The sequence below is a fragment of the Saccharopolyspora mangrovi genome, assembly GCF_035320975.1.
GTDB lineage: Bacteria > Actinomycetota > Actinomycetes > Mycobacteriales > Pseudonocardiaceae > Saccharopolyspora > Saccharopolyspora mangrovi.
The window spans coordinates 235,127-260,767 of the sequence record NZ_JAWLNX010000005.1 but is presented as its reverse complement, the minus strand read 5'-3'; the positions used below and the strand labels follow the sequence as shown (position 1 = coordinate 260,767).

Here is a 25,641-nt window from a genome sequence, read left to right as displayed (position 1 = left end):
GCCCCCGCGAGCGAGGAGGACCGGGCGAGGCCGTGGTGGCCCCGCCCGGTTCTCGGTGATGCGTCAGGTCACGGGAAGTTCGCCAGGTTCGACGGGGTCGTCGCCGGCGGGGTCACATCGCCCGTGTCGTTGATGATGTGGGTGATCGAGCCCTTCTCGTTGAGCGAGACGGTCGCCATGCTGTGGAACTTCACGCCCGGGTTCGCCGGGACCTCGAAGGCGTGGTGGTTCTTCACCTCGGGGTTGGTGTTGAAGAAGCAGTAGCTGCCCAACCCCCACGCCTCGTGGTTCTGGACCTGGTCGCCCACCTTGTAGGCGGCCCAGCCCTCCAGGCCGTTGTCGTTCATGTACGAGGCCTGGTCCGGGACGTCGTAGGGCATCTCGTTCTGGAAGAAGATCGTCTTGCCGTTGTTGCCGTTCCAGATGACCTGGTACTTGTTGTAGTGCTCGACGAACAGGCCGGTGGCCGTCACGTCGTCACCGTTGACCACCACGCCGGTGTCGCCCGGGTTGACGTCCCAGCCGAAGCTGCCCTCGTTGCCGTGGTCGGCGCGCCAGGCCCAGATGTGGTCCATGACCGCGTTCTTGCTGTTGACCACCAGGCTGTTGGTCGCCTTGCCGGCCACCGTTCCGCCCAGCCGGAAGAACACGTCCTGCATGATCGTCGGGTTCTTCGAGTGGTCCGCCGAAGCGCCCTCCTCGCCGACGGTCAGCAGGCTCGGCGAGTTCTGCGTGCCCGCGTCGAACAGCACGCCCTTGATGCGCACGCCGTCGACGTCGGCGACCTCCATCGCGGTCTTGCCGGTGTCGGGCATCAGCGTCGGGTAACCGACGCCGAGCACGATCGTGTCCGGGTTGGTGATCTTGATGGTGTCGTCGAGGTGGTACACGCCCGGCGTGAAGAACAGGTTGCAGCCCGAGGCGACCGCGGCGTTGATGTCCGCGGCGGTGTCGGTCGGCTTGGCCACGTAGAACTGGCTCATCGGCACCGACTTGCCGGGGGTCTCACCGCCGGCCCAGCTCGGGCCGGTGGCGTTGGTGCGCACGTCGGGGCGGAACACCTGGAACTTGCCCGCGTCGTCGACGTAGAGGTACGGCACGTCGGCCGACACCGGCGTCGACTCCAGCGTGGTGTGCGGCGGTTCCGGGAACGCGGTGGGCGGTGCGCCCTGCACGCCCGAGAACGTCATGTTCCAGACGCCGCCGTCCCAGGCGCCCAGCTGCGAGTCGCGGGTGTACCACTGCTGCTGCGACGAGGACTCGGTGGTGCCCGAGACCTTGGTGTCGGCGAGGTAGCCGCCGCTGGCCCAGCCGTAGCTCTCCGGGTACAGGTCCAGGTCGCCCTGGATGTCCATGCGGCGCATCGGCGCCGCCTGCGACACGCCCCAGCGGTTGGCGCCGTTGGGCTTGACGGTCATGTTCTCCGCCGAGCGCCAGAAGTTCTGGGTGGCGTTGCCCTGGTCGGACTCGTTGAACGCGTCGACGGTGATGTTGCCGTTGATCTTGACGTCGCCCGGGTTCTTCCCGAGCCCGGCCACCGAGGTGTAGTAGCCGACGTTGTCGTTGACGGTGTAGTCGCCCGGCTTGAACAGGTGCGCGACCCGGTCCTCGGACATCTGGTCGGCCAGCGTGTCCTTGAGGTTGTTGAAGTCGTCGTCGAGCTGCTTCTGGATGGTCTCCGCGGGCATCGACGGGTCGAAGATCCGCACGTTCGGACCGAAGTCCGGCGTGTCGGTCCCCGCGCAGGCCTGCGGGCCGGGGGCCGGAGCTGCGGGCTTCGCGGGTTGCGCGTGGTCCGCGCCGGGCATCGCCGCCGCGGTCGGCGCGACGGCGGTCACGGCGGCGACAGCGGCCAATCCCGCGAAGAACGGGAACCGGCGTCGCCCACGCCGTTGTGAGACGGGAGTCATGTTTCAAGCACCTCCGGAAAAGGACAATGCGTGGAACGCACTGCGTGAGAGCGCTCTCAGCTCGGCACCCTAGACCGATCAAGAGCATTCCCGGAAGGCATTCGGCGGGAAAGCGCCAGCGCGCCAATCGATTCCCGTTTTCCCAGCTGGTGAGTCTGCGGTGGGCAAAGCGGATGTCGCCGAGCCGATTTCACGGATTCCGCGGCATTTCCCCTTTTTCGTTCCGCGTCCGCGCAGCGGAAAACGTGCGCCCTCGGTGGGGCGCACGTTTTTCACCCTACCTCGGTTCAATTCTCAGGTCACGAATTTCCTCCCTCCGCATCAGCGCCCGATTCGCGAACCGAGGTCGAAGCTGGGGTGCGGCGGCTGGTTGTAGGCGGTGTTCTGCCACGCGACGGCCTGCCGGTACTGGCGGTCCTCCATCAGCGACGGCAGCGACACGTCGGTGGGCTCGGTCGTGCTGAACACCCGCAGCGCGCTGCTGTCGGTTGTGCGGTAGACGACCTCCTCGCGCCAGTCGCCCATCAGGTCGGCCGACAGCGCGGGGTTGGCCTTGGTGCCGTTGTTGGACGCCACGCCCTCGAAGTCCTGGATCCGCCGCTGCCCGTCGGGGGAGTACTCGTCGACGTGGGTGTCGTCGAGCAGCTCGCGACCGGTGTCGCCGTCCCACCACACCAGGAAGTTGATCGACTCCGGTCGGGCGCCGATCTCGTTGCCCGCGCTGTCGCGCAGCTGCGGTTCGGCGGACGACCAGTACTCCGCGCCCGGGTTGTCCGGCCAGATGTCGCCGGCCACGCCGCGGCCGTTGTCGCCGGCAGGAGCCGTCTGCCAGAGGACTTCACCGGTCGCGGCGTCGGCCAGCCACGACCCCGGCTGCGTCTCGTCCTCGTCGACCTTGAAGACCTCCTGGCCGGGCCGGGTGGGGTCGAAGTCGCTGACGTGCAACGCGTCTCCGTGTCCGAAACCGGTGTTCCACAGCGGTTTCCCGGTGTCGTCGAGTGCCATCGCCCGTAGACGACCTCGTCGTTGCCGTCACCGTCCACATCGGCCACCGACAGGTTGTGGTTGCCCTGACCGGCGTACTGCTCACCCGCGGTGTCGCTGTCGAAGGTCCACAGCGGCGTGAGCCGGCCGCCGCTGAAGTCCCAGGCGGTGATCACGGTGCGGGTGTAGTAGCCGCGGGCCTCGATCAGCGCGGGCTTCCCGCCGATCTGGGCGGTGGCGGCCAGGAACCGGTCGGAGCGGTTGCCGGTGCTGTCGCCCCAGGAGTTCGGGTCGCCGCGCTGCGGGATGTAGTCGGTGGTGTGCAGCGCCGCGCCGGTCGTGCCGTCGAAGACCGTCAGGAACTCCGGGCCTTCGAGCACGTAGCCGTTCTCGTCGCGGAAGTCGGCTCGGGCGTCGCCGATCGGGTTTCCGGCGCCGTCGACCGTGCCGTCGGCGGTCTTCATCGCCACCTCGGCCTTGCCGTCACCGTCGTAGTCGTAGACCTGGAACTGCGTGTAGTGCGCGCCCGCGCGGATGTTGCGGCCGAGGTCGATGCGCCACAACCGGGTCCCGTCGGCCCGGTAGGCGTCGATGATCGCGTTGCCGGTGTGTCCGGCCTGCGAGTTGTCCTTGGCGTTGGAGGGGTCCCACTTCACGACGTACTCGTACTGGCCGTCGCCGTCGAGGTCACCGACGCTGACGTCGTTGGCGCTGTAGGTGAAGGCCTCGCCGGACGGCGTGGTGCCGCCTTCGGGCACCTGCAGCGGGATGTCGAGGTGGTCGGCGAAGGTCCGCGCCGGAGCAGCGCCCCTCGCGGCGGTCCCGGCCGGGACCACCGAGTACCGGGCCTGCGGGGGCGCTCCGGCGTCGAAGAAGTTCGTGCCGCGCGAGGTGGTGATCCGGGTGCCGTCGCGGTAGACGTCGAAGCCCGTGCCCGCCGGGTCGGTGCCGAACCTGCGCCAGGACACGAAGTTCCCGCCGTCCTCGCTGATCGCGACCGCGGCCCGGTCGGGTGCCACCGGTGCGGCCGACACCGGCCCGGCCCACGTCACCGGCAGCAGCGCGGCGGCGAGAACGGGCAACATGGTTCGGGGCAGTTGCTTCCGGCGCCTGAAATCCATCGTGGACCTTCCGATCGTCTCAGGGGTGCCGCACGCACCCCGGGTTGATGGAGCCGTCCTGCGCCAGGGCGAAAGACCGCGGGATTCGTCGGGTCGAGAACCGCGGTCCTCGGCCTCCGGGAGCTGTGCGGTAAACGCTTTCCCCAGGCTCGGGAAGCATAGGGAAAGGGCTTTCAGAAGTGCAAGGGGGCGTTCCGGTTCACCACGTGCCGTCGAGGGCGCGGAAGGCGAAGTGCAGGTCGTAGCTCAGCGACGGCGAGTGCAGCAGGGAGCGTTCCAGCAGTTGCTCGGCGCGGATGAGCCGTTTGCGCAGCGCGGCGCTGGAAATGCCGAGGGCCTCGGCGGCGGGGGTCGATCGGGCGTCGGCGAGCAACCAGGTCCGAACGGTCTCCAGAAGTTGCGGCGAATCCCGCAGCGGGGCCAGCAGCTGTACGGCCCAGCGGCGCACCTCCTCGCGGCGCAGCAGGTCGTCGAGATCACCCGCGGACCGCGGCCGGGACTCCGAGGCCCGCAGCCGCAGCGCGAGTTCCAGGCAGGCCTGGTCGGGCAGCCGGCGCAGATCGCGACCCAGCAGCGAACCGATCTTGTGCAACCGCGCGCTGAGCGTGTTGCGGTGGATCTTGAGGTGCCGGGACGCCTGCTGGTGGAACATCAGCCACGACACCAGCGTGCCCCTCAGGTCCTCGCGAGTCGGGTCCTGCGGGCGATCGGGCTCGAACTCCTCCAGCCCCGCGAGCACCCGGCGCGCCCAGTCGTGCCCGTGCCCGCCGATCTCGGCGGCGAGGTCGTGGCTGCGGCGGAACGTCGCGAAGCGCTCGGCGTTGCCGCGCGCGTGCGCCAGCGCGTGGAACGCCTGCTGGTACCCGGTGGGGAAGTCCCGCAGCGGCACGGAGGTGCTGACGCCCACGCTGATCCGGCCGGTGGTGGCGTTCGCGGTCGCCACCAGTTCCCGCAGGCACGCCTGCTCCTCCTGATAGCTCATCGGCGCCACGGCCGGGATGAGGTGCCCGCTGTAGACCGGGCACTTGATCATCCACGCCCGGCCGCCGGTGATGCGGATCAGCGCTTCGGCGACGGCGTCGCGCTCGCCCTTCTCGATGGCGCCGACCTCGATGACCCACACCCGCATCGGGTCCGGCAGCGGGTCGTCCAGCGCCGCGGCCGCGCGGTGCGCGGCGGTGAGACCGCCGTCCATCAGCAGGTGCAGCACCGCCTCGCGGACCTGGTCGTTGGCCTCGTCGATGCGCCGCCAGCGGTCCTGCGCCTGCTGGGCCTGCCAGGCCAGGGTCAGCACGCGCAGGGAGTCGGTGCGCCTCGGCTCGGCGGTGAACCGGTCGATCGCGGTGCCCGCCAGCACGAGCGTCGGCGCGTCGGGCTCGGCCGAGATGGCGAACGCGGCGAGCTGGTCGCGGCCCTCGCGCGCGACGGCGGAGCGGGTTCCCTCGCGCTGGAGGCGGCGCACCGCCGCGGTGAGCGAGGCAGGCGGGTGACCGGGGGCGATGGGCCTGCCCGCCTGGTCGAACAGGGCCGCGTGGCCGTCCACCTCCGCGGCGAAGCGGTCGAGCAGCCGTCGCAGGCCGCCCGGTTCGGCGGCGTCGCGCTGCATCTGGCGGAGCCGCTGCAGGCAGTCCCGCTCGTCGCCGGGTGACGGCACCACGAGAACCCCCGGAAATCACACGATCGGGTGAGAATCCTACGGGGTGGCCTCGGTGACGCAGCATCCCGTTCCCGGATTTCGGCGCCGACTGTGCAAGGCGGAACTGGAACGCCCGCGACCGGCGCCTCTAACCTGATCCCGTCGCCGCGGAAGTGGACGGACGGGTGCGCGGATCACGCGCGAGGGAGTCAGCCCGGGGTCCCGCCGAACGGCCGTCGGTTGACGCCGCGCCACGTCACCCTGGGGGTCGGTGTTCGCGAGCAGCCAACACCACGCTGAGGCGAGGAGGAGAGGGAAGCCTCCTCGCCTCAGCGCTTTCCGCTAGAACTCCGCGATCAGCAGGTCAGCCCGGGTGCGGGTGGGAGTGATGCGCGCGGCGTTGCGCATGTCGCTGCGGTGGACCCACTCCTCGGCCTCGGCGCGGGTCTTGCCGTGGTGGACGTGGCGCTCGACCAGGCGGGAGACGAGCTCCTCGTCGGACTGGTCGAGGAACCAGGTCTCGTCGATCAGGGGCCGGACCTGCGACCAGGGGTGTTCGTCCAGGAGCAGGTAGTTGCCCTCGGTGATGACCAGCGGGACGTCGGGATCGACCGGGATGGCGCCCGCGAAGGACTCCTCGACCTCGCGGTGGAACCTGGGCGCGTACACCGTCTCGCCGCCCTCGCGGATGCGGCGCAGCAGGGCGACGTACCCGGCCGCGTCGAAGGTGTCCGGAGCGCCCTTGCGGTCCCGCCTGCCCAGGCGGCGCAGCTCCTCCTCGGCCAGGTGGAAACCGTCCATCGGCACCACGACGGCCGCCGATCCCAGTTCACCGACCAGCTTCTCGGCCAGCGTTCCCTTCCCGGAGCCCGGGCCGCCGGCGATGCCGAGGACCCGGCGCTCGCCGGTCGAGGCCAGCGCGCGGGCCCGGTCGATCAGGCCGGGCAGGTCGCCGTGGTGCCGGGGGCTCATGCCTGGTTCCCCTTGCGCAGCGAGCTCTCGATGTCCTCCAGCGTGCGGTTCTTGGTCTCCGGCAGGTTCCGCCACAGGTAGGCCAGACCGAGGATGCCGAGCACGCCGTAGATCCAGAACAACCCGGTCGGGGTCAGCGCGTTGATCAGCGTCAGCACCGAGATGGAGATCAGGAAGTCCAGGCCCCAGTGCGTCACCGTGCCGACGCCGGCGGCCTTGCCGCGCACCGCGGTCGGGAACACCTCGCTGTTGATCAGCCAGATCGCCAGGCCCAGGCTCGCCGCGAACGCCGCCTCGTAGAGCATCAGACCACCGGTGAGCAGCAGCCCCAGCCCGTGCACGCTGGGCAGCAGGTACAGCGCGCCGAGCCCGAACAGCACCAGGATGACCACGCTGGTGCCGCCGAGCAGCAGCGGGCGGCGGCCGACCTTGTCGATGAACAGCAGCGCGATCATCGTGAAGATCATGTTCGCCGCGCCGATGCCGACCGAGGACAGGATCGCCGCGGAGTCGCCCATCCCGGCCTGCTTGAGGATCGTGGGCGCGTAGTAGATGACGGCGTTGACGCCGACCAGCTGGTTGGTGGCCGCCACCGCGAAGCCGAGCAGCACCGCCGGGCGCAGCTTGGGGCTGAGCAGGTCGCGGTAGCTGAACTTGCTCTCCTCGCGCATCGCCTCGGACATCTCGGCCAGCGAGGCCTCGGCGTCGGCGGGCGAGTGGGTGCGCAGCAGGGCCCGCCGCGCGTCCTCGGCGCGGCCGCGCGCGAGCAGCCAGCGCGGGCTCTCGGCCAGCGTGAACAGCCCGACCAGCATGATCACCGACGGCACCAGGGCCAGCCCGACCATCCAGCGCCAGCCGCCGCTCTCGGCGAAGGCGTAGCCGACCAGGTAGGAGGCGAAGATGCCGATGGTGATCATGAGCTGGTTCATCGACACCAGTCGGCCGCGCAGCGTCGGCGGCGCGATCTCGGCGATGTAGGTGGGCACGACCAGCGACGACCCGCCGATGGCCAGGCCGAGCAGGACCCGCGCCACGACCAGGACCGTGGTGTCCGGTGCGAGCGCGGACAGCAGCGCGCCCGCCGAGAACACGGCGGACAGGGCGATCAGCGTGACCTTGCGGCCGATGCGGTCGACGACCGGACCGGCGCCGATCGAGCCGGCGATCGCGCCGAGCAGCAGGGACGCGACCACGAACTGCTGCATGCCGTCGGAGAGCGCGAACTCCGGGGCGATGTAGAGCAGCGCGGCCGAGATCACGCCGGTGTCGTAGCCGAACAGGAGACCGCCGAGCGCGGCGATGGTCGACGCGCCGAGCACGGCTCCGCGCCGGCCGCGAGGTGCCGCGGATGTCTCCGGGCCCGTTGCTGTGGTCATGGGTGTTGCCCTCCCCGGACCCGCTGCGATGCGGGTCGACGTGCGCGCCGCAGCGCGGACTCCGCTTTGAGTGATCGGCACTGTAGATCCGAGTTAAGCGCTTGCGCAAGCGGTTGCCAGGTATGCTTCGCGTCACCCGATCGAGCCCGAGGGAGTGCTTGTCGATGGCGAACATGGCCGACGTCGCACGCGTCGCGGGAGTGTCCACCGCGACGGTCTCGCACGTCATCAACGGCACCCGGGCGGTGCGCGAGGAAACCCGGCTGGCCGTCGAGGCCGCCATCGCCGAGACCGGGTACAGCCCGAACACGCTGGCGCGCTCGCTGGCCACCGGCGGCACCCGCTCGCTGGCCGTGGTCATGTCGGCGATCTCCAACCCCTACTTCGGCCAGGTGCTGCAGGGCATCGAGTCCGAGGCCGTCCGGCAGGGCTACACGCTGCTGCTGGCCGACCCGCGCGACGATCCCGAGCACGAGCTGACCGTGGTGCGCAGCATGCGCGAGCGGCAGGTCGACGGGGTGATCCTCGCGCCCTCGGCGGAACCGGAGCGGGCGCTGAAGTACCTGGACTCGCAGCGGGTTCCGGTGGTGCTGGCCGACCGGCTCGGCGACGAGCGCTACGACCAGGTCGGGCCGGACAACGCCGAGCCCACCGCGCGGCTCGTCGACCACCTCGCCGAGCTGGGCCACACCCGGATCGCGATGGTCTCCGGCCTCAGCGGGCTGACCACCACCGACGAGCGGCTGTCGGGGTACCGGGACGGCCTGGCGCGCAACGGGATCGGCTTCGACGACGAGCTGGTGGTGGAGGGCGCCTCGGCCAGCGACCGCGCGGCGCGGGTCACCGCCGGGCTGCTGGCCCGGCAGGACGCACCGACGGCGGTCATCGCGGCCAACAACAGCATGACCATCGGCGCCATGCAGGCCATCAGCGAAGCCGGCCTGCGGGTGCCCGAGGACGTGGCGCTGGTCGGGTTCGACGATTTCCCGTGGGCCGATTGGTTCTCGCCCCGGCTGACCGTCATCGCCCAGCCCAGTGCCGAGATCGGCACCACCGCGGCCCGATTGTTGTTGCGCCGAATAGCCGATCCCGATTCATCGCCGCAAACGCACAGGTTGGGGTCGAATCTGGTCCACAGGAATTCCTGCGGATGCGGCTGAGGCGATTCCCGCGCGCCGGGGTGGGACATTCCTCATCCCATCGTCACATCGCAATTCGTCGGGGCGAAGCGATCTGCGGGAGCGCTCTCACGTTGTGGAGTTGGAGGTGTCCCGGGACCGGGGTTCCATCGTCGTTTTGAGGTTGCGCAGCGCGTGGTGCAGCCGGGACTTCACCGTTCCCGGTGGGATGCCCAGCGAGCTGGCGGCCTTGGTCGCGGTGCTGTCGGCGAAGTAGACCTCGTAGAGCACCGACCGGTTCGCGGGCACGAGCTTGCTGACCATCGTGGCCACCACGACCCGGTTGACCACCGCGTCGGCGTGGTCGGCGTCGTAGTCCGAGGACGAGCTGCCCGCCGACTCGTCGACCTCGGTGGGGCGCGCGCGGCGCGCGCGGATGCGGTCGATGGCGATGTTGTGCGCGACCCTGGTCAGCCAGCCCCAGACCGAACCGTGTTCGGGCGTCAGCGAATCCGCGTGCTGCCAGGCGCGGAGCATGGTCTCCTGCACGACGTCCTCGGCGTGGTGCGGGTCGGCGAGGATTCTGTTCACGTACGACAGCAGCCGCAAGTAGTAGTCGTCGTAGAGCGACTTCAAAGTCGTGTCAGTGTGCCGAACTCGGTGCTCACCGCCTCTGCTCGTCGAGGTGGCGTGTGCCCGTTCGAATGCGATCGCGGATCGCGGATCTCCGACTAGCGTCATGTGGCTTCTTCATTCGGTTGTCTGCCCCGTCGGTGAATCGTTCACAAAGCTGCGGGAGCGATCGGAAACGGGGATTCCGGATGGCAGCGACGAGCTTGCCCGTTAACTCGAACGGGGGTAATCCGGGAGCTCACGTAGATTTTCTGCGGGTCGATCGGGGGTCGCTCAGATGAGCAATTCGATGGGCGATTTTTCGGGTTTCATCCCCATGCGCCGAACCAACCAGTCGGTCCGAAGAATAAAGGTGATGTGAACGAACGATGACGGCCTCGTGATGGGTGACGTAGCGTCAGAATTGCGCGCTGCCGCATCGCGTTGAGTGCGGCCCCGGTTCGGCTCAACGGGTGGGAGCGGCGGCGGAACCGCGACGTCCGTCCTGGTCCCGGCCGCCGCGGCCCCGGCCTCACGCGGATCTCGAGCCGCTGCGCACTTCGTCGCCGTCGTGGCGCGTGGCCTCGACCGCGATCTCCACCCGGGACCGGACTCCCAGCTTGGCCAGGATGTGCGAGACGTGGACCTCGACCGTGCGGCGCGAGGAGAACAGCGCCGCCGCGATGTCCGGGTTGGCCAGCCCATCGGCCACCAGCCGGGCGATCTGCCGCTCGGTCGGCGTCAACGACTCCCAGCCGTTGGTGGCCCTGCGCCGCCGTCCCCGGGCGTGCCGGACCCCGTGCGGACGCATCCGGGCGTCCGCGCGCCGCTGGTCCCAGGTGGCGCCGAGCGCCTGGTAGATCTTCACCGCCCTGCCGTAGGTGGTGCGCGCCTGCGCGTGCTCCCCGCGCTCGGCCAGCACCACCGCGGTGTCCTCCAGCACCCGCGCGCACCGGGGCGGCTGGTTGGTCTTGCTGTAGAGCTCGATCGCGGCCCGCAACGTGGTCGGATCCCGCTCCAGCAGCCCGCGGCAGTGCTGCGAAGCGGCCACGATGCTGGGCACCGCGCCGACGGCCGCGTCCTCGGCGCACGCATCGGTGGCGCGACCGGCGATCTCGGTCTCGCCGGACTCCATCGCCAGCCGAACCAGGTGCGGCAGCCACAGGTAGCGGGTGCCGAACCGCTTGCCCTCGGTCAACGCCTCCGACAGCAACCGCACCGCCCGCTCGGGCTCCTCGTCGGCCTCCGCGCACATCGCCCCCGCCAGCAGCAGGAACTCGGCCGAGGAGCGCGCGGCGGGGTTCTCGTCGCAGCCGGCCGCCTGCAAGCTGCGGCGCAGCGCCACCTGGTCGTCGCGGTGGCCGGCCAGCAGGGCCGAAAGCCCGTGCAACCAGCGGCGTCCCGCCTCGTCGAGCCGGTCGGCGAGCTCGGTGGCCGCCTCCAGCTCAGCGGTCGCGTCGTCCCAGCGACCGATCGTGTAGTAGTGGTTGGCCGCCGACAGCCGCACCGCGGCCAGCCGGGACGGGGTCGCGGAGCACTCCGCGATCGCGAGCATCTCGTGCAGCGCGCCCTCGGCCTCCTCGGACTGGCCGAGCCCGAACAGCAGCACCATCCGGTTGCCCAGCACGGTCAGCCGCAGGTCGGTGTTCTCCGGCGCGTCGCCCAGCGCGGCACCGGCCTGCTCGTAGCAGACCACCGCCCCGGCCAGGTCGCAGCGACGCGCCAGCGCGGCGCCGCGCACGTGCAGGGCCAGGCCGAGCGCGAAGCCGTCGCGCGCCGGCCGGGCCTCGGCCAACGCGCGCTCCACGGCCGCGTCGGCGGCCTCGAAGTGACCGCGCGAGAGCATCACCTGGCCGAGCACCGCGTGCATCCGCGCCAGCCACGGGCGGTCGAAACCCGGTGTCCGCAACGCCTTCTCGACCACCTCGGTGGCCAGGTCGTCGAGCCCCAGCACGGCCAGCGACCACGCCAGGTACCAGCTGAGCTCGGCCGCGCAGGAGGGATCGCGGGTGTCCTCCAGCGCGCGTTCGCTGAGCTCGCGCGCCTGCTCCGGGCGTCCCAGCTGCACCATCGCCAGAACCCTTGCGGTGCGCAGCGATTCGCGGCGCGGGTCGTGGGTGGACAGCAGCGGGATCGCGCTGCCGAGCAGTTCCTCGGCGCAGCCGGGCGCGCGGTGGGCCAGCATCCGGCTGCTGTCGACCAGCCAGTCCAGGCCCCAGTCGTCGATCTCGGCGTCCTCGACGGAGATCGAGGCCAGCAGCTGCTCGCCGATGCGCTCCACCGGGGCGCCGGAGGACGCCAGCGCGCGGGCGGCCTGGTGGTGCAGCGCCAGCCGCAGCGCCGTCGGTGTGGTCTCGTGCAGGGCCTGGCGGATCAGCCCGTGCTGGAAGGTCAGCCGCGAACCCGACTCCACCAGCAGACCCGCCGCCAGCGCTTCCTCCACGCAGCCCACCAGCGCCACCACCGGGCGCTCGGAGACGGTGCGCAGGTCGGTCACCGAGAAGGTGGGGCCGAGCAGCGCGGCCATCCGCAGCAGGCCGATGGTGTCGCTGCCGACGAAACCCAGCCGGGAGGCGATCGCCTCGGCCAGCGAGCGCGGCAGCGCCCCGTCGGTGATGTCCGGGGTGAGCTCGGAGCGCGCGGCGTCGGCGTCGAGGTGGTTCTCGCGGCTGAGCGCCAGCACCATCTCCCGCACGTAGCGCGGGTTCCCGGCGGCGCGGCCCAGCATCGACAGCAGCGCGGGACCGACCTCGGCGGACCCGGTGAGGTGCGCGGCCAGGTCCGCCGTGGCGACCTCGTCCAGCGGCGTCACCGGGATCCGCACCGCCGCCCGGTCCTCGCCGCGCACCACGCCCAGCTCGGTGCGCCCGCCCGACGGGCGCACCGCGGCCACCAGCAGCAGCGGCAGGCGTTGGGTCAACCGGCTCAACCGGTGCCAGACCAGCAGGCTGGCCTCATCGGCCCACTGCACGTCGTCCACGGCCAGCACGAGGGAGCCCGCCGCGCACAGCTTCTCGGCGAGCACGAGGAGCTGCTCGGCGACCGCCGGGACCGGGTCGTCGCCGGCTTGGCGAAGCCGCTCGTGGATCGCCAGGACCTCGGGATCACCGGACTCGGGGTGCGCCGCGAGGCAGTCCAGCAGCACCCGCAGCGGGAAGCGCTGGGAGAGCTGGTCGGCCGTGGCGTGGTGCACCGCGCAGCCGAGCCGTTCGGCCTCGCCGATCAGGGCCCTCAGCAGCGCCGTCTTGCCGATGCCGGGTTCGCCCTCGAGCCACAGCACGGTGCCGCGCCCGGTGACGACCTCGCCGACGAGCCCGCGCAGCTGGGCCAGCTCCGCATCCCGCCCGAAGAGCTCCGGTCCCATCAACGCGCCCCAACCTCATCCCGAAAGAGCCGGGGCTCGATCATTTTCAGCTGCATGGCGCCTAGCCCTCGTTCCGGGGGACGTCGTGCCAGGCCGAGCGCCAGCCTCGCCTGCGGGCGCGGGGGAGGAGGACCGCGCCGAGCCCGGCGACGGCCACCAGCAGGCCGACGCCGCCGGTGACCAGCAGCGCCACCAGGCGCGGGAGCGGGTCGGCGAACGGCACCGGCGGCAGGTGGACCGGTGGGGCCGCGGCCGCCATCGGCTTCTCGCCGGACTCGGCGGGCAGCACCGAGGTCACCGCGGCGACCGGGTTGACCACGCCGTGACCGTGCTGCGGGTCCGGCAGCTCGGCCGGTGGGTGGTCCGCGGTGTCCTGCAGCCGGTTTCGCACCTGGGCGGCCGACAGCTCCGGGTGGTAGGCGCGCACCAGGGCAGCCGTGCCCGCCACGAACGCCACCCCGATGCCGCCGCCCGAAGCGACCAGCTGCCCGTTGCCGCGCGGGGCGATGCCCACCACCTCGTTGCCCGGCGCCACGAGCGCGGGCGGCCCGGCGGCGTGCTGGATCGGCTCGCCCTCCCCGGTGATGCCGGTGACCGGCAACGCCTCCGGGAACGCGGCGGGGTAGGGGATCGCGTCCTGGCCCACGTCCACATCGGACGGTGCGATGACCAGCGCGTCCTTGCTCAGCGCGTAGGACACCGCCGCGCGCAGCCCGCTGTCGGCCGCGGCCGTGCCGACCGACACCGCGATCACCTTCGCGCCGCCGTCGGCCGCCGAGCGGATCGCCGAGGCCAGCTTGCCCGCGTCGACCTCCTTGGGATCGTTGGTGATGCGGATCGGCAGGATCCGGGCGCCCGGCGCGACACCGGTGAACCCGGTGCCCGCCGCCGGGCGGGCCGCGATGACCCCGGCCATGAAGGTGTCCCGTCCCGCGCAGTCGTCGTCGCCCGCGCCGCCGCTGAGGCTCTGCCCGGGCAGCACCGCCCCGGACAACGCCGGGGCGGCGGCGCTGACGCCCGTGCCGATCACCGCGACCGTCACCGACTCACCGCTGGTCAGGTCCCACACCAGGCTCGGCGCGAGGCGCTGCAGGGCCCAACCCGCCTGCGGCACCACGTGGTTCGCCGGCTGCGCGCACTGCTGCTGCGCCGCGGCCGGCAGCGGCGCCGCACCGAGCAGCGCCGCCGCGACCAGGGCTGCCGCCACCGCCCTCACCGGTCGGCTCCCGCCGGACGCGGCTCCAGCCAGCCCGCCTGCATCAGCGTCGCGCTGCGGCGGGTCACCAGGTGCGCCCGGCCCGCCGGCAGCACCTGCGCGCGCATGCCGTTGAGCAGCGGCATCTCCGTGGGCGGGCAGGAGAACGCCAGGTCCGGCGTGTTGGACTCCTGCATGCGCCGCACCACCGAGTCCATCGACAGCCGGGAGGATCCGGCGGCGCTGCGGGTGAGGATCACGTGCAGACCGATGTCGGCGGCCTGCGGCAGCAGGTCCAGCAGCGAGTCCAGCGGGCCGCCCATCGTGCTGGCCAGCAGGTCGTAGTCGTCGACGAGGACGAACACCTCCGGGCCCGACCACCAGTCGCGGCGCTGCAGCTGCTGCGGCGTGATGTCCGCGCCAGGCAGGCGTTCCCGCAGCTCGTCGGCGGCGGTGCCGACGATGTCCTTCGCCGCGGTCGCCGAGAACGCGAAACCCCGCCGGTAGGCGTCGGGAACGGCGTCCAGCAGGACGCGGCGGGAGTCGACCAGGATCAGCTCGGCCTCCCCCGGCGCGTAGGTCTTCGGGATCGCGTCGGCGATCAGCCGCAGCAGCGCGGTCTTGCCGCTGCCGGTGTCGCCGAGCACCGTCAGGTGCGGCTGGCTGGAGAAGTCATGCCACACCGGCTGCAGGTCCGCCTCGCCCCAGCCCAGCGCGACCCGCAGCTTGCCCTGCGGCTCGGGCAGCCGCTCAGCGGGCAGCACCGACGGCAGCATCCGGACCCCGGCGGCGTCCTCGCCGTCCCAGTCGTCGGCCACCGCCTCGGCCAGCATCCGGGCGCCCTTGGCCAGGTCGTCGACCCGGCGCAGGCCGTCCAGCCGCGGCACGGCGGACATGAAGTGCAGCTTGTCCATCGTCAGACCGCGGCCCGGCTGACGCGGAACGCCGGCCGCCGCGCGCATGTCGATGACCGAGTCGATCGAGTCGCCCAGCCGCAGCTCCAGCCGGGTGCCCAGCTGGTCGCGCAGCTGGCTGTGGATGTCGGCCCAGCGGCTGGTGGTCAGCACCAGGTGGATGCCGTAGGTCAGGCCGCGCGAGGCCAGCGAGCGGATCGTCTGGTCGTGCTGCTCGAAGTCGCTGCGCAGCGTGCCCCAGTTGTCCACCACCAGGAACACGTCGCCGAAGGAGTCCTCCGGGATCTCGCCCTTGCGGCGCAGCTCCCGGTACTCGGACATGTTCTCCACGCCGTGCGCGGCGAAGATCTCCTCGCGCTTGGCCAGCACGCCCTGCACCTCGGCCACGGTGCGGCTGACCCGCTCCTTGTCCATGCGCCCGGCGATGCCGCCGACGTGCGGCAGCTCGCCGAGGGTCTGCAGCGTGCCGCCACCGAAGTCCAGGCAGTAGAACTGCACCTCGGCCGGGGTGTGGGTGAGCGCGAGACCGGCGATGAGCGTGCGCAGCATGGTCGACTTGCCCGCCTGCGGGCCACCGGCGATGCCGACGTGCCCGCCGACCCCGGACAGGTCCACCATGTACAGCTCGCGGGCCTGGTCGAAGGGCTTGTCGATGACGCCCACCGGCACCTGCAGCTTGCCGCGGCCCGGCCAGCTGATCGGCGTCAGGCCGTGGTCGGCGTCGGGCACCAGCGGTGGCAGCAGCTCGTCCAGCGTCGGCGGCTCGTCCAGCGGCGGCAGCCACACCTGGTGCGCCGGCGGGCCCTGGCCCTTGAGGCGGCTGACAGCGACCTGCAGCAAAGTCTCGGTCGCCCCCTCTTCCTCGGTCTCCGGTTCGGGTTCCGGGACCTGCTCGGCGGGCGCGTCCGGCAGCCGTGCCGCGCCGAAAGCCACCACCTGGCGGCTGATCTCGGCCTTGCGCTGCTCGGCGGTGCGCCGCTTGAACGGCGCCGAGACGTAGGCGGCCTTGAACCGCGACAGCGTCGCCACGTCCGAGCGCAGGTAGCCGTTGCCCGGGGCGCTCGGCAGCTGGTAGGCGTCGGGAACACCGATCACCGAGCGGCTCTCCATCGCCGAGAAGGTGCGCAGGCCGATCCGGTAGGACAGGTGGCTCTCCAGCTTGTGCATCCGGCCGTCGTCGATGCGCTGCGAAGCCAGCAGCAGGTGCACGCCCAGCGACCGGCCCAGCCGACCGATCATCACGAACAGCTCCGCGAAGTCCGGGTGCGAGGCCAGCAGCTCGCTGAACTCGTCGACCACCAGGAACAGGCTCGGCATCGGGGCCAGCTGGGCGCCGTGGGCGCGGGCCTTCTCGTACTCCAGCAGCGAGCTGTAGTTGCCCGCCGAGCGCAGCAGCTCCTGGCGGCGCACCATCTCGCCCTGCAGCGCGTCCTGCATGCGGGTCACCAGCGGCGCCTCGTCGGCCAGGTTGGTGATCACCGCCGAGGTGTGCGGGAGCTCGTCCAGGCCGAGGAACGTCGCGCCGCCCTTGAAGTCGACCAGCACGAAGTTCAGGACCTCGGAGGAGTGCGTGATGGCCATCGCGACCACCAGCGTGCGCAGCAGCTCCGACTTGCCCGAACCGGTCGCGCCGATCAGCAGGCCGTGCGGCCCCATGCCGCCCTGCGCCGATTCCTTGATGTCGAGCTCGATCTTGGTGCCGTTCTCGGCGATGCCGATCGGCACCCGCAGCCGGTCCTGCTGCGAGGTTCGGGCCCAGGTGCGGGCGGCGTCGAGCTGGTCCATCTCGCCGACTTCCAGCAGCGCGCCCAGGTCGAAGTCGGTGACCATCGGCTCGACGATGTCGGTGGTGGCGCTGAGCCGGAACGGGGCCAGCGTGCGCGCCAGCGAGGTGACCTGCGACAGGCTCAGCGAATCGGGGGTGCCCAGCTCGGTGCGCACCTCGGCGCCGGAGCGGTTCAGGCGGATCATCTCGATCTGCTCGTCGGAGAGCTCCAGCCGCAGCGTGGTGCGCTGGGCGGGACCGGACATGTCCAGGTTGAGCACGGTGGCGTTGCGGTAACCGGCACCGGCCAGGCGGGACTCGGCCGGGGTTCCGACGCCGTCGAGGACGACCACCACGTAGGGCTCGTCGCGGGTCGGGCTCGCGCCCGCCTCGAACCGTCCCCGGTCGTTGAGGTCCGGCCCGACCAGGGCTTCCAGCTCGGCGAGCGTGCTGGTCAGCATCCGCACGTGCCCGGCGCCGTCCTGCTGGCTGGTGTGCTGGGCGTGCGGCAACCACTTCACCCAGTCCCACTCCGGCGCCCGGTCCGGGCTGGCGCACACGGCGATCTTGAGGTCGTCGGGGGAGTGGAAGGTCACCAGCTGCGCCAGCACCGCGCGCAGCAAACCGCGCGTCGCACCGGCGTCACCGCGCATCTGCACCTGCGAAAACCCGCGCAGGAACAGGGCCGTCGGCAGATCGTCCACAGTGGTGTAGGCCTTGATGAACCGGCGCAGCGCCCGTGCGGACAGCGGTTCGAGGTCCTCGACCGGCTTGGACTGCACCGGCGTCATCTTCATCGCCAGCCGCTGCGCCGAGCGGCCGATGCGCACCTCGGCGAAGTCGGCGTGCGACAGGCGGCGCTCCCACAGCCGCCCGCTCATCGCCACCGACCACAGGCCCGACGGGTCAGGATGCCGCCACGACAACGCCTTTCGCTGGTCCAGCGCGACCTGGCGCACCTGCTTGCGCATCTGTCCCAGGTAGCGCAGGTAGTCGCGGCGCTCGCCCTTGAGGCGGCGCTTGCGCTCGCCGATGTTGCGACCCATCTGGCCGAAACCCATCGCCAGCATGGACACGGCCATCAGCGCCACCACGATGAGCCCGATGCCGCCGAAACCGCCCGAACCGCCGCGGCCCATGAACATCAGCATCATGGCGCCGGAACCCAGCGCCATCGGCAGGTACATCAACAGACCGCCGAAGCCGCCACTGACCTGCTCGGGTATGACGGGCGGCTCCTGCAAGGACAGTTCCCCATCGGGCATCGTGGGGGGCTTCTGCCTGGCCGGTCGCCGAAACGGCGTCACACTCAATGCGATCAGATCCTTTCTGCTACCCCTCATCCCTCTACACGGCTGACGGCCTCCGATCGGGTCAAACCGGAACCGCGAACCCGGAGCAACGAATTCATCACCCGAAATCCCGGTCGGCGTCCGAAACCCCGATGCGCGCGTTGGTCCGGGAGAGTTCGGCTGATCTGGGGGAGGTGGCGAACGCGGGGAGTGAGGACCGCTGGTGCACGGGCGTGTCGCAGCGATGAGGTGATTCGTCAGAACGGTTGAACTGTTCGTGGGCCGGGCACCGTGTGGTGGGTATGACGGGAACGACGGCTCAGCCTGCGGTCGCCGCAGGCGAGGTGTGTCGACTGACGATCCAGGGCCCCAGCTCGCGCGTCGAGCTCGCGGTGCCCGCACACATTCCGCTCGCGGACCTGCTGCCCACCTTCCTCGACCACCTCGGTGGCGGGCTCGGTAACGCGGGACTGGAGCACGACGGTTGGGTCCTGCAGCGGCTCGGTGAGCCCGCGCTGCAGGAGGATCTCGGCACCGCCGCACTGGGCCTCTACGACGGCGACATCCTCCACCTCCGGCCCCGCAACGACCAGTTGCCGCCGGCCGACTTCGACGACCTCGCCGACGGCGTGGCGACCGGGATCCGCAACCAGCGCAAGGACCTGTGGCGGCCGGAGAACACCCGTCGAGCGTTCCTCGCGCTGCTCGGCGCCTCCCTCGCGCTCGGACTGGTGCTGCTGCCCAGCATCGGTGCCGGGCAGTGGGTGGCGATCACCGCGGGCAGCGTCGCGCTGATCCTGCTCGCCGGAGCCTCGCTGTCCTCCCGGGCGCTTGGCGACCGCGCCGCGGCCGAAGTGCTGTTCACCGGCAGCGCCGCGTTCGCCGCCGCAGCCGGATGGGCGCTGCCGATGATCGGTCGGCCCGTCATCGCGATGAACACCCAGCTCGTCGCGCCCTGCCTGACCGCCGCCGCCGTGTGCACCAGCGCCATCGTGCTCGGCCGGTTCCTGGTCGGCGGCGGATTCGGAGCCGGGTACCTCGCGGCGGTGCTGGCCACCGGCCTGACGGCCCTCGTCGGGCTGCTCAACACCTTCGACATGCTCTCCGCCGGTGGCGCGGCGGCCGTCGTGCTGGCCGTGACGCTGCTGGTCGGGACCCGGGTTCCGCGCATCGCCGCGTGGCTGGCGGGGCTGAAGGTGCCGCCGCTGCCGACCTCGGCCGAGCAGTTCCAGGAAGGCATCGACCCCGAACCCGGCCGCGAGCTCATGGACCGCACCGCCGCGGCCGACTTCAACCTCACCGCGCTGTGCGCTGGGCTCGGCGTCGTCATCGCCGGCTGCCTCGGCATCCTCGCGTTCACCCCCGGCTGGGCCTCGCCGACGCTGGCCGCGATCGCCTCGTTCCTGCTCCTGCTGCACTCCCGCGAGTTCGTCAGCTCCCGCCAGCGCGTGGCCGTCATGGTGCCCGGCTTCGTCGGGCTCGCCGCGGTGATCACCGCCCTGTGCCTGCTGATCCCCGGACCCGGGCGGATCGCCGTCATCGGCGGGCTGGTGCTCGTCGCCGGGCTGCTGCTCGCCGGAGCCCGCAGGCTGCCCGGTCGCCGCATGCTGCCGCACTGGGGCCGTGCCGGCGACTGGGCGCACACCACCCTCGCCATCGCGATCATCCCGATGACCCTCGCCGCCCTGAACCTCTACGCAGTCGTGAGGGCCTCATGGTCGTGACGTCGAACCGCCCGAGGGGAGGTCGTCGTGCACTCGCGGAGTGATCAGGTCCAGGCGCACTCGTTCATGACCGCGCGAGTCGTCTCCGCCCTGGTGCAGGGCGAACCCGACGCGCCGGACCCGCCGCTGCGGCGGACCCCGCTGGGCTACGTGATCGGCCTGATGCTGTCGATGCTCATCGTCGCCGGCTTCGCCGTCGCCGGTGTCCTCGGCTTCGGCGGCGCCACAGACTGGTCCCGGCCCGGCAAGCTCATCGTCGAGAAGGAAACCGGGAGCCAGTACGTGCTGGCTACCGACGGCACGCTGCGCCCGGTGCTCAACTACGCGTCGGCACGGCTGCTCGGGGCGAGCGAGGTCGCCGAGGTGCCCCGCTCCACGCTGAGCGTAGTCCCCCGCGGCACTCCCATCGGCATCATCGGCGCCCCCGACGGGATCCCGGCAGGCGGCGCGGGAGGTGCGGGCCAGGCGTGGCTGGTCTGCGCCACCACCACCCGCGACGCCGCCGGGGCCCCGCACCCCACGGTCGCGCTGCACGTCGGCGACGCCGCAGACGCCCAACCCGCGCAGCAGGACCAGGCCGTGCTGGTGCGATCCACCAGCGGCGACCAGTACCTGGTGTGGCGGGACAAGCGGATGAAGCTCAGCGCCCCGTGGGTCGCCGCCGTGCTCGGCTACGACGTCTCCACAGCGCTGCCCGTGCGCGACGCCTTCATCAACGCCGTGCCGGCCGGTCCCGACCTCGGGCCGCTGCAGCTGCCCGGTGCAGGACAGCCCGGTCCGCCGCTCGGCGGCCAGCCCACCCGCATCGGCCAGGTGTTCTCGGTCAGCGTCGTCGGCCGGCCGCAGACGCTGCACATGCTCACCACCGGCGGTCTGATGCCGGTCAACGGCACCACCGCGGCGCTGGCGATGGGCGACCCGGCAGGCGGCGGGCAGCCGAGCCCCCGCGCCCTCTCACCCGCGGCGATGGCCTCGGCGGGGCAAGTGCCCTCGTCCCCGCTGATGTCGCAGCTGCCGGACGAGCCACCGGCGCTGCTGCCCACCGCCGGCCCGGGCGCGCCCTGCGCGAAGGTCGAACCCGGACCGCGCGGCGCCAGGTCGACGCTGGCCATCGGGCCCGCTGCGGGCGGAGTCGTGGTCGGCGGACCCGGCATCGAGAGCGACGAGTTCACCGCCGATCGCATCGACGTCCAACCCGGCGCAGGCGTGCTCGCCCGCACGCTGCCGGCGCCCGGCGTGCCAGGCGCCGGCCTCTACCTGGTGACCGACTCGGGCGCCAAGTACCCGGTGCCCGGTCAGAGCGCGGCCGAAGCCCTCGGGTATCGGCTGACCGACGCGGTTCCGGTTCCAGCGCACCTGCTCTCGCTGCTGCCGACCGGACCGGTCCTCGCACCGGAGCGAGCCGCAGGTGGTGGTGCGCAAGCAGCACCATGACATGCCGACCGCCCCGGTCGGCCGCACTACGCAAGTCGAATCCCGCACATCGCAAGGAGAAACCGATGACCGCACCAGGTGCTCAGTACGGCCTCAACGACTCTCAGCTGCAGCAGATCATCGAGGCGACCAACCAGTCGCTGTCCCAGATGCGCCAGCTCAACAACCAGGTCCAGGCGCAGGCGTCCTCGCTGGGCCAGGCCAACGTGTCCGACTCCGGCCGCATGCTGGTCGACAAGTTCGGCGTCTGGGCAGGCGACTTCTCGCGCATCGAGAACGAGCTCAACCAGCTCAACCAGCGCGTGATGGACGTCCGCAACGCCTCCCTGCAGGCGGCCCAGCAGGCAGCGGACTCCGCTTCGGGCGCCAACCTCTGATCGTCTGATCCACCAGTGCTCGCGGGGTACGGCGAGCAATCCTCTTACGCAGAACGGAGATTGAGATGACGCAGTTCAGCGTGCAGCACGGGGCCTACGAAGAAGTCAACATGGGGCTGCAGCAGGCCGTTCGTCAGATGGGCAACATCCTCGACGAGCTCAACGGCTTCCTGAAGAACATGGGCGAGGCCACCCAGGGCAAGGCCGCGCCGCTGTGGGCCGAGAAGCAGCAGAAGTGGAACCAGGCCTACACCGAGATGAACACCCGCCTCAGCAGCGGCCACACCTCCTCGAACAACGCCGCCCAGGCGTTCCAGGACGGTGACAACCGCAGCGCCCAGATCATGGCCTGATCCGGGCCCGTTCTCGGGAACGGCTCGCTGAGTTCCCGTCCTGAGAACCCCGCAGGTGGTTGAAGTTCGGGTGCGGGCCGCAACGCGCAGCGGCCCGCACCCGAATCCCCGTTCCCCCGTGAAGAAGGAGAGCTCGTGGCCGACGAGACGAAGACCAAGTTCGACAGCGGTCAGTACGAGAAGCTGATCAAGGACGTCGACACCCGGGAAGGTGAGCTCCGCAAGCAGTTCCTGGGCGCCAGCTCCGGGATCCGCCTCGCCGCCGACCTCGGCGAGCGGGTCCACGCCGGGAACCCGGAGTGGCCGGCGATCCAGTCGCTCAACGAATCCCTCGGCGCGCTCGGCAAGTCCGCCGAGACGATGAACGAGAAGACCAGCAAGGACTGGCGCAAGTTCACCGACGCCCTCAACGACGCCAAGCGCGTCTTCGAGGACACCGACGACCTCGCCACCTACTCGGCGACCGAGTTCGTCCAGGACTACCCGGACCTCTCCGGCACGCAGACCCCGGCCGCCTGAGTCGGTCCATCCCCTCGTTGATCGACCTCAGCTGACGGCATCAGCCCAGGAGCAGGAGAAAGCCCATGCCCGAGAACGCGGACCTGTCAGGCCCCAGCAGCGACTGGACGTTCTTCCAGGCGCTCAGCGCGTTGACCGGAAAAGGGCCGGACCTGAAGTCCAAGGCCGAAGGCGTCAAGTGGTTCGAGGTCGCAGGCGGCGGCGACGGTGGAGCCGGCGGCAAGGACGCCGACTTCACCGGCGACAAGCTCAAGGAAGACCTCACCAACCGGGTCGCCCCCACCGAAGACCTCACCTACACCGCTTTCGACCGGGTCTACTACCGGGTCAACCGCAACACCGCCGCCGCCGACGCGTGGACCCAGGCGATCAACGACGCCGGCGTCATCGTCGGCGAGATGCTGTCGGGCAAGAGCGGCACCCTGGACCTGCCGACCCTGCGCCAGGCCCAGGACCTCGTCGGCAAGTACGAGGTGTGGTTGGAGGGGACGGGCAAGGACTTCCGCTCCTGGGCCAAGTCGCTGGACTCCGAGGAATCCGGGTTCAGCGGCAAGGCCGCCTCCGTCATCCAGGGCCGCATGGACCAGAACGCCGACAAGCTCGAAGGCATGCACGAGCAGCTCACCATCGACCGCGGCGTCGCGGTCTCGGTGGCGCTGAAGAACCTCGGTGACAAGATCGAAGCGGCGATCAAGGGCCTCGCCGAGGCGTTCTACGACTTCCGCAACCGCGCCCTCTACCTGCCCAACAACAAGCGGGTGGACTACGAGAACCAGCTCTACGACTTCCTGACCAACGGGGTCGGCCTCGTCCAGGGCGCGCCCAACTACCAGCTCGACGGCAAGAGCACTTCCGAAGCCCAGGAGTACATCAACACCTCGCTGGCCAGCTTCAAGGAAGGCAACCTGGTCACCGCCGGTCCGTGGGACAAGATGAACACGGAGATCACCAACGCCGCGCTCACCGAGCTCAAGGCGCTGGACACCGCGGCGGCAGCAGCGCTCAAGCCCCTCGAGGAAGAGCTCAAGTACACGCAGTCGGCGATCAAGGAGCTCACCGAGCCGGAGGCCAGCGCCCCGCACACCCCGCCGACAACCCCGCCTCCCGGCGGTGGCACGAACCTGCCACCGCCCCCGGGCGGCAACACCAACATCCCGCCGCCCCCCGGCGGGAACACCGACGTGCCCCCGCCCGGTGGCAACGCCAACGTCCCGCCACCCGGCGGCGACGGTCTCGGCGGCGCCGGTGGCGGCCCGGAGGGCCTGGGCGGCGGTGAACCCGCCAACGGCGGCGCCGGTGGTCTCGGCGGCGGTGACGGGCTCGGCGGGGGAGCCGACGGCCTCGGGGGCCCCGGCGGTGGTGATCCGGCCAACGGTGGCGTCGGCGGCCTGGGCGGTGGCGACGGACTCGGTGCCGGTGGCCCCGGTGGTGGCGACGGCCTGGGCGGACTCGGCGGCGATCCCGCCAACGGTGGCGCCGGTGGTCTCGGCGGTGGCGACGGGCTCGGCGGTGACTCCGGTCTCGGAACCGGGGACAACGGCGCCAACGGTGGCGCGCCCCCACCGGTCGTCGGCCCCGGCGGCCTCGGCCTGGGCGGCGGCACCGGCGGAGGAACGGGCAACAAGCCCGGCACCACCGCCAACGGCGACCCGGCCAACGGTGGTGCGGGCGGCTTCGGCGACTTCGGCCAGAACGACGACCCCGCCAACGGCGGTGCGGGCGGACTCGGCGACGGCACCCAGCAACCCGGTCTGGTCGACAGCGGCCTGACCGAGAGCTCCTTCGACCCCGCCAACGGCGGCGCCGGCGGATTCGGCGACGCGGCGGGCCAGCAGGACCAGGACCGACCCGGCGGCATGGCCGGTGTGCCCCTGGACTCCCACGGCAACCCGATCCCCGGCGCAGGTGAAGGCCTCGGCGATCCGGCGAACGGGGGTGTTGGTGGTTTCGGTGACACCGGTTTGCCGGGTGGTGCGGACTCTGGCCTGGGTGCTGGGCAGGGGCTGGGTGATCCGGCCAATGGTGGTGCTGGTGGTTTCGGTACCGGTGGCAACGACGGCCTGGGTGCTGGTGCGGGGCTGGGTGATCCGGCCAACGGCGGTGCCGGCGGCCTCGGTGACCTGCCCGGTGCCGATGGCGGCCTCGGCTCCGGTGCGGGCCTCGGCGATCCCGCCAACGGTGGCGCAGGCGGCTTCGGCGACCTGCCCGGCGGCCAGGGCGGATTCGATCCGGGCGGCCTCGGATCCGGCGCCGGTGAGGGCTTGGGCGACCCGGCCAACGGGGGCCTGGGCGGCTTCGACCCCGGTGGCCTCGGCTCGGACTCGGGTGCCGATCTCGGTTCCGGGGCGGGCCTCGGCGACGCCGCCAACGGCGGTGCCGGTGGATTCGGCGACGGCGCAGGCGGTCTCGGTTCCGGTGGCTTCGACGGCGTGTCCGACCCGGCCGACAGCGTCTCCGACGGGTTCGGCGCACCGGACGGTTCGGCCGACGGCCTCGGCGGTTCCGGCACCGGTCCGGAGCAGCAGCGCGGTGGTGCGGGCGGCGGCACGACCGGCTTCGGCATGGGTCCAGGTGCGGGTTCGGGCCTCGGCGGCTCGCAATCCTCGCCGCTGCCACCGGGGATGACGCAGCTCAACGGCCCGTCCACGCAGCAGGGGATGGGCGGCATGCCGTTCATGCCGCCGATGATGGGCGGCATGGGCGGCCAGCAGGACGACAAGAACGAACGCGAGCGGCAGACCTGGCTGTCCGAGGACGAAGACGTCTGGGGCACCAACGCCGACGCGGGCATGGGCGTCATCGGTCTGCCCGACGAAGCGGACTTCGACGTCGACGAGCAGGTCGCCGCAGGCCCGGTGCGACCGCCGCGCCAGCCGCAGCAGCCGACCCCAGCAGAGCAGGAGCAGACCACCCAGGCGACGACGTCAGGGCAGGGCTGAGCCAGTCCGACCAGGCAGGTACCGGGAAGGAGGGAG

At 71.4% G+C, this 25,641-nt stretch carries 15 protein-coding genes and 1 pseudogene; 7 read left to right on the top strand and 9 right to left on the bottom strand.

The window, feature by feature from the left end:
* Nucleotides 1-68: 68 nt before the first annotated feature.
* The 5 genes and pseudogenes from R4I43_RS09840 to R4I43_RS09820 form a co-directional block, all read right to left on the bottom strand.
* The gene (locus R4I43_RS09840; RefSeq protein ID WP_324265257.1) at nucleotides 69-1,910 is read right to left on the bottom strand and encodes a hypothetical protein; all 1,842 of its coding nucleotides are present in this window, start codon (nucleotides 1,908-1,910) and stop codon (nucleotides 69-71) included.
* A 321-nt stretch (nucleotides 1,911-2,231) separates the two neighbouring features.
* A pseudogene (locus tag R4I43_RS09835) lies at nucleotides 2,232-3,979 on the bottom strand (rhamnogalacturonan lyase).
* 235 nt (nucleotides 3,980-4,214) lie between these two features.
* Entirely contained in the window at nucleotides 4,215-5,669 is a 1,455-nt protein-coding gene (locus R4I43_RS09830) for a PucR family transcriptional regulator (RefSeq protein ID WP_324265256.1), read from the bottom strand.
* Between the two features lie 324 nt (nucleotides 5,670-5,993).
* Nucleotides 5,994-6,623 carry a nucleoside/nucleotide kinase family protein gene (locus tag R4I43_RS09825; protein WP_324265255.1) on the bottom strand — a complete coding sequence of 210 codons (630 nt, stop codon included), beginning with the start codon at nucleotides 6,621-6,623 and terminating at the stop codon, nucleotides 5,994-5,996.
* On the bottom strand, nucleotides 6,620-7,999 hold the full coding sequence (locus tag R4I43_RS09820) for a sugar porter family MFS transporter (protein WP_324265254.1): 1,380 nt from the start codon (nucleotides 7,997-7,999) through the stop codon (nucleotides 6,620-6,622). The genes R4I43_RS09825 and R4I43_RS09820 overlap by 4 nt, the downstream gene beginning before the upstream one ends.
* Before the next feature lie 164 nt (nucleotides 8,000-8,163).
* Here R4I43_RS09820 and R4I43_RS09815 point away from each other — a divergent pair, with 164 nt between their 5' ends.
* Nucleotides 8,164-9,159 carry a LacI family DNA-binding transcriptional regulator gene (locus tag R4I43_RS09815; protein WP_324265253.1) on the top strand — a complete coding sequence of 332 codons (996 nt, stop codon included), beginning with the start codon at nucleotides 8,164-8,166 and terminating at the stop codon, nucleotides 9,157-9,159.
* Nucleotides 9,160-9,246: 87 nt separating this feature from the next.
* Here the strand turns inward: R4I43_RS09815 and R4I43_RS09810 are convergent, their stop codons facing one another.
* The 4 genes from R4I43_RS09810 to eccCa form a co-directional block, all read right to left on the bottom strand.
* Entirely contained in the window at nucleotides 9,247-9,753 is a 507-nt protein-coding gene (locus tag R4I43_RS09810) for a sigma-70 family RNA polymerase sigma factor (protein WP_324265252.1), read from the bottom strand.
* A gap of 508 nt (nucleotides 9,754-10,261) precedes the next feature.
* The gene (locus R4I43_RS09805) at nucleotides 10,262-13,093 is read right to left on the bottom strand and encodes a helix-turn-helix transcriptional regulator (RefSeq protein WP_324265251.1); all 2,832 of its coding nucleotides are present in this window, start codon (nucleotides 13,091-13,093) and stop codon (nucleotides 10,262-10,264) included.
* 61 nt (nucleotides 13,094-13,154) lie between these two features.
* Complete coding sequence (locus tag R4I43_RS09800; protein ID WP_324265250.1) at nucleotides 13,155-14,309, bottom strand: S8 family serine peptidase; 1,155 nt, start codon at nucleotides 14,307-14,309, stop codon at nucleotides 13,155-13,157.
* The gene (eccCa, locus tag R4I43_RS09795) at nucleotides 14,306-18,232 is read right to left on the bottom strand and encodes a type VII secretion protein EccCa (protein ID WP_324265249.1); all 3,927 of its coding nucleotides are present in this window, start codon (nucleotides 18,230-18,232) and stop codon (nucleotides 14,306-14,308) included. Before eccCa ends, R4I43_RS09800 begins: the two co-directional genes overlap by 4 nt.
* A 329-nt stretch (nucleotides 18,233-18,561) precedes the next feature.
* Between eccCa and eccD the strand changes: the two genes are divergently transcribed.
* The 6 genes from eccD to R4I43_RS09765 all read left to right on the top strand — a co-directional run bounded on the left by eccD (nucleotide 18,562) and on the right by R4I43_RS09765 (nucleotide 25,605).
* Nucleotides 18,562-19,983 carry a type VII secretion integral membrane protein EccD gene (gene eccD, locus R4I43_RS09790; RefSeq protein ID WP_324265248.1) on the top strand — a complete coding sequence of 474 codons (1,422 nt, stop codon included), beginning with the start codon at nucleotides 18,562-18,564 and terminating at the stop codon, nucleotides 19,981-19,983.
* A gap of 27 nt (nucleotides 19,984-20,010) precedes the next feature.
* Entirely contained in the window at nucleotides 20,011-21,417 is a 1,407-nt protein-coding gene (eccB, locus tag R4I43_RS09785) for a type VII secretion protein EccB (protein WP_324265247.1), read from the top strand.
* Nucleotides 21,418-21,482: 65 nt separating this feature from the next.
* Nucleotides 21,483-21,794, top strand: coding sequence for a hypothetical protein (locus tag R4I43_RS09780; RefSeq protein ID WP_324265246.1), 312 nt, complete (start codon nucleotides 21,483-21,485; stop codon nucleotides 21,792-21,794).
* Between the two features lie 65 nt (nucleotides 21,795-21,859).
* Nucleotides 21,860-22,147 (top strand): WXG100 family type VII secretion target, encoded by a 288-nt coding sequence (locus R4I43_RS09775; protein WP_324265245.1) that lies wholly within the window; start codon nucleotides 21,860-21,862, stop codon nucleotides 22,145-22,147.
* Between the two features lie 135 nt (nucleotides 22,148-22,282).
* A complete protein-coding gene (locus R4I43_RS09770; protein ID WP_324265244.1) occupies nucleotides 22,283-22,666 on the top strand; it encodes a hypothetical protein in 384 nt (127 codons plus the stop codon).
* A gap of 65 nt (nucleotides 22,667-22,731) precedes the next feature.
* Nucleotides 22,732-25,605, top strand: coding sequence for a hypothetical protein (locus R4I43_RS09765; protein WP_324265243.1), 2,874 nt, complete (start codon nucleotides 22,732-22,734; stop codon nucleotides 25,603-25,605).
* Nucleotides 25,606-25,641 lie beyond the last annotated feature (36 nt).